The 4,982-nt window shown below is 64.4% G+C and carries 4 protein-coding genes and 1 pseudogene; 3 read left to right on the top strand and 2 right to left on the bottom strand.

Annotated elements, in window-relative coordinates:
* Positions 1-61: 61 nt before the first annotated feature.
* The gene (tehA, locus tag JHD07_RS00420) at positions 62-1,054 is read right to left on the bottom strand and encodes a dicarboxylate transporter/tellurite-resistance protein TehA (RefSeq protein ID WP_291617852.1); all 993 of its coding nucleotides are present in this window, start codon (positions 1,052-1,054) and stop codon (positions 62-64) included.
* 141 nt (positions 1,055-1,195) lie between these two features.
* Entirely contained in the window at positions 1,196-2,074 is an 879-nt protein-coding gene (locus JHD07_RS00415) for a LysR substrate-binding domain-containing protein (RefSeq protein WP_291617851.1), read from the bottom strand.
* Between the two features lie 101 nt (positions 2,075-2,175).
* On the opposite strand from JHD07_RS00415, the gene JHD07_RS00410 reads away from it, so the two are divergent.
* The 3 genes and pseudogenes from JHD07_RS00410 to JHD07_RS00405 form a co-directional block, all read left to right on the top strand.
* Positions 2,176-3,615 carry an MATE family efflux transporter gene (locus JHD07_RS00410; RefSeq protein ID WP_291617850.1) on the top strand — a complete coding sequence of 480 codons (1,440 nt, stop codon included), beginning with the start codon at positions 2,176-2,178 and terminating at the stop codon, positions 3,613-3,615.
* Between the two features lie 141 nt (positions 3,616-3,756).
* Positions 3,757-3,861 (top strand): annotated as a pseudogene (locus JHD07_RS39625) (hypothetical protein); the annotation flags it as partial.
* A 39-nt stretch (positions 3,862-3,900) separates the two neighbouring features.
* On the top strand, positions 3,901-4,982 hold a 1,082-nt coding region (locus JHD07_RS00405), incomplete at its 3' end, for a PAS domain-containing protein (protein ID WP_291617849.1).

The following is a 4,982-nucleotide window of genomic DNA, read 5'->3' as shown; positions in this document are numbered from 1 at the left end:
GGCTTCACCTACGCGAAGGCGGGATGAGGCGGAGCGCCTCCAGCCGGCACAGCATGGCCGATCACGTCGCCGTCTTAGGAGCTGACGCAGCGACCACGGGCGGCAAAATCTTTCCCGCCACGAGCAGCCACAGCGTGCGCAGCATCAGGGCCGCCATGATCAGATTCACGGCACCGAATACGATCGGCGCCATCGTCGCCGCAGGCCCGGTGTCGCCGCGCAGCACCATCCGCAGCAGCGAGCCGGCAAGAGCCGTCAGGCCGAACGTGAAGCCCCAATATCCGGCAGAGACCGGCTGCTCCAGAATCCATGGCAGCAGCCGAACCAACAGCAGCAACTGAAGCAGGCCGTAGCCGATCAGCGCATAGACCACCATGTCCGGCGGCCCCTCGCTCACGCTGAGATAAGCCAACGCACCGACCGTCGCGGGCGCAAGCTGAATGCCCAGCGCAGGACGAATGCCGGGCGCCAGCGGTTCCGACGTATAGAGCCGGTGCAGCAAAACCGATTCGACGGCGAGCCAGGAGAACAGCCCGGAGCCAAACGCGAGCTTGCCCCAGTCAGGGAAGCCAAGGGCTCCGGCGCCGATCGCTGTCACGAACGAGCCCGCGACTGTCGGGAGGTACAACACCGGCGTCGAAGCGGCCGGATCGCGGCCGCCGCGCCACAAATGCCCGGTCCGCCACAGTGCAAACCCAAGCGTGAAAACCAGGCCGACGAAGTAGATGCAGAGCGCGGCGATATGCTGATAGGGCTGCACCGCAACACCCACCAGCATGGTGGAGACGCCAGCCAAGCCGACATAGCAGCATTGGACCGGATGCAGCGCTTCCGCCCGGGCCGCTTCCGCGGACACGATCCACTTCAACACAAAGAACAGCAGAACCGCAGCCCAGATCAGGATGCCAAGGGCCATCAGCCCTTCGCCGATCGCGCTTGGCAACGTCCATAGCTGATGCGCGATGCGCCAAGTGCTGCCAAGGCCAATCACGCCGAGAACGATGCCGAAGAACGACGCCGGCACGAGCGGCAGCCGGGCAACAAGCGAGCTCATGAGACCATCCAATTTCCAACAGGCCCGCAGCGCGCGGGCAGCGATCGAGCTTAAGCCGCGCGCCCAAGGGGATTAAACCCGTACGACGGTATACCTCTTCGTGCCGGGAGAGCCGCGAAGGACGGCGATCCGGCCTGCGTCCTATTGGTTTGCGGCTTCCGCCAGCAGCCAATCCCGGAACGCCATCACGGCCGCGTTGCCTGCGAGCGCTGGCGGATAGACCACGTAGTGCGAGATCGGCAGGCGATAGCTGTGTTCCGACAACCGGACCAGCCTGCCACCGAGCAGATCGGCCTTTGCGACCGATCGGCGCGCCAGCGCCAATCCGTGTCCGGCAATCGCGGCCTCAAGCAGCAGATTCGCGTCCGTGAAAGAGTTGCCCACGAGCTTGCGATCGACCTGGACGCCGACCGATCTGAACCAGGTAGACCAGGGCACGTTTGGGTCGATCAACAGCCTCTCGGTGCCGAAAGCTGCAGGGTCTTTTGGAAGACGCCCGTCGTTGTAGTGCGGACTGCAGACTGGGAACACCTCCTCGTCCATGAGCCGGATCGCAGTCAGGTCCTTCCAGCTTCCGCCACCGAGGCGAAGGGCAATGTCGATCCGGTCCGACTTGAAATTCGACAAGTGCCGATCGGATCGGACGTTGATCTGGATATGAGGATAGATCTCGTTGAATCCGGGCAGGCGCGGGAGGAGCCATCGCGCCGCCATGACCGGTAGCAGACTGACCGTCACTTCGGCTCCCGGACCGGACGCCGACAGCGACGTGATCGCCGCCGTCAATTCGGTCAGCGACCGGGTGACACGGCCATGAAGGCGGCGGCCTGCTGCTGTCAGCTCCATTCGGTGCCCGCTGCGCTCGAACAGTGCGATGCCGATGTGCTGCTCGAGCTGTCGGATCCGCTGGCTGACCGCGCCATGGGTAATGTGCAGTTCGTCGGCGGCCCTGGAATAGCTGCGATGCCGTCCGGCTACTTCGAGGACACGTAAGGCTTCAAGCGGGGGCAGACGGGCCATCGAGGATTGTTAGTTTTTCTAACAAATGGTGTCAATTCATATGGTTGGTCAAGTCTGTTGGCCCATGGTCTGGTCGCGGTTCTCCGTCGGAGATCGCGCCTGTGAATGCTCATGCAACGATCCGCTCGACAGCGGCTCAGGATGGACAAACGCCGCCTGCATCGCGGGCGGACGTGCTGCTGGCGCGTCCGGTGGCATGGACCATCGTGCGGCTTGCGATTCCCAATTCGGCGGTGATGCTCGTCCAGGTGCTGATAGGTTTGCTTGAAGTGTACTTCGTCTCCAGGCTCGGGCTGGAAGCTCTGGCGGGCGTCTCTCTTGTATTCCCGCTGCTGGCCCTGACGGTCGCCGTGTCGCAAGGCGCCACGGGTGGCGGCATCGTGACGTCCGTCGCGCGGGCGCTGGGGCGCGGCGATGCGGCCGAGGCCAACACCTATCCCTGGTATGCGTTGCTGCTGGCTGTCCCACTCGGAATCGCGACCACCATCGTGATGTGGATCGCAGGTCCGGCGATCTATCGCGCTATGGGCGGCCACGGAACAACACTCCAAATCGCGATGCAGTATTCAGGCGTCGTGTTCGGCGGCGCGACCCTTATCTGGACGTTCAATCTGCTGATGGCCGCAGTGAGGGGTACCGGAAATCTTCGCCTCCCGGTCGTGGTGGTGTGCTCCGGAGCGGCGCTGCTCGTTCCTCTCTCGCCTCTCCTGATCTTTGGCGGTTTGGGCATGCCTGCGTTGGGGCCGATCGGCGGGGGCGTCGCCCTGCTGATCAATTATGGTCTCGGCTCGCTCGCTTATGCGTCCTATCTTTGGGGGCACCTCGGCGTGTTGCAGCCGTCGCGGTCCCCGCCCCGGCTGGCGCTCGCTCCCGCCATCACGATCCTGAAGATCGGCGGCATCTCCGCGATCATCGCGGCCAGCACCAACGTAACCCTCACTCTGGTCACGGCCTATGTCGGCGCCCATGGCCTTCAAGCGCTGGCGGGCTATGGCACGGCCTCCCGGCTGGAATTTCTGCTGGTCCCGATCTCATATGGAATCGGCGGCCCTGTCGGAATGATCGTCAGCGCGAGCCTCGGCGCCGGGCTTGTCGAGCGCGCGCGGCAGGCGGCCTGGACCGGCGCCGCGATCGGCGGCGCGCTGACTGGCACGATCGGCCTCGGGGGCGCGCTGTTCGCGCCGATCTGGATCGAGCTCTTCAACAACGACCCGGCGGCCGTCCAGGCCGGCGTGCGATACCTTCACGATGTGGGTCCGTTCTACGGGTTCTTCGGCCTCGGCTTTGTGCTGTATTGCGTCGGCCAAGCGACCCGCCGACAGATGGCCTCGCTGCTCGGGGCACTCACGCGAGCCGCTGTTGCCGCCGCTGGCGGCTATCTGCTGCTGCGCTTGCATGCCAGCTTAGATCTGAACTTTTTCGCCGTCTCTGCCGGCATGATGATCTTCGGCCTCATCCCGATGTGGAGCCTGTTTCGCCGTGTGGGTTTTGAGGATGTTACGGTGACGGTAAACAAGCAGTCCCTTCAGCCGGCACGCTAATTGCTGCAAACAACCCAGGTCTGCGACGCGGGCCAGGCCGGCTTGTCGTCTTGCACCCGGCCGACCGAGACAAGTAAAGCGACATTCTGCGGCTGTGACCGCTCGCCCACGAGAGGCACGTTCTCTACCGATGGCACTGCTATGAACATACCAACCGATTTCGGCTTCACGCAGCCGGACGTCTTCAATCTGACACGCGAGAGCGTGATCGTGCGCGATGCCGTCGGCCGCGTGCTGGCTTGGAATCGCGCCGCCGAGCTGCTCTACGGTTGGTCGGCCGGCGAGATGGTCGGCCGCGTGGCGGACGAGATGCTCCGAAGCAGCCCGCCCGTGACGATTGCGGCCGGCGCTGGGGCGGAGCTCTGGTCCGACCAGATCGTTCGCGTCGGACGAAATCGCAATACGTTGCTGATCGACGCGCAATTCAGCGTCCAGCGGCGCGATCAAAACGGTGCGCCCGTTGAGATCGTCGAAATCAGCCAGCTGATCTCCGGTGCCCGGACCGCATCTTCGCTGGAGGGAGAGCACCGCTACCGCACGCTCTTCCACGCCATGCCGACATCATTCCTCGAACTCGACATCACCGGCGTCAGACCCATCCTCGCCGAGTTCCGGGATTGCAGCATCGAGGAGATCCGGTCACGGTTGCATGCGACCCCGGCCACCGTCGAGCGAATGATGCGGGCGACCCGCGTGGTCGACGTCAACGAGCATGCCATCGAAACCTTCGGCGACGGCGACAGAACCGGCATGCTCGACTGTGTCGCGCCATTCTGGCCGATCGAAAGCTACGGGGTCTATGTTGACAGCCTGATCGCCCGCTTGACCGAGACGCCGCGTTTCACGCGCGAGACGACCATGACGACGCTACGAGGACGTCCGGTTCACGCCATCTTCACGGCGTCGCTTGATCCAAGGCTCGTCGGCAACGGACGGGTGATCATCGGCATTGTCGACGTGACCGCGCTGACTCTGGCCAATCTGACGCTCGCGGAGAGCCGGGAGCGCTACCGGGCGATTTTCCACCGCATGCCGATGCCGTTGTTCCGGCTCAACGGCGACGCCGTGAGCCTCGAACTGAAGGATTTCACGGCCGAGCAGCGCGACGATCCCGAGGCAGTTCTGCGCGCCCGTCCCCAGATACTCGATCACGTCATGCGCACCTCCTTCATCGAGGAGGCGAATCTGCCGGCAGCAAGGCTGCTCGGCGTGGACGACCCCGAGCAACTGATCGGCCTGCCGGGCGGCCCCCTGCTGGCGAGCCGCCCCGACTCGTTGCGCCGTTTGGCGCTCGCCTCGATTCACTCGGTCAGCTTCGAGGAGGAGACCCAGATCACCACGCCACAAGGCCGGGTTCTCGACGTGCT

The organism is Bradyrhizobium sp. (assembly GCF_016462955.1).
Classification (GTDB): Bacteria; Pseudomonadota; Alphaproteobacteria; order Rhizobiales; family Xanthobacteraceae; genus Bradyrhizobium.
This window is presented reverse-complemented; position numbering and strand designations above follow the sequence as displayed.

Bases quoted from the DNA above. Each gene is read 5' to 3' on its own strand.
- tehA (WP_291617852.1), bottom strand. From the start codon at position 1,054: ATGAGCTCGCTTGTTGCCCGGCTGCCGCTCGTGCCGGCGTCGTTCTTC.
- JHD07_RS00415 (WP_291617851.1), bottom strand. From the start codon at position 2,074: ATGGCCCGTCTGCCCCCGCTTGAAGCCTTACGTGTCCTCGAAGTAGCC.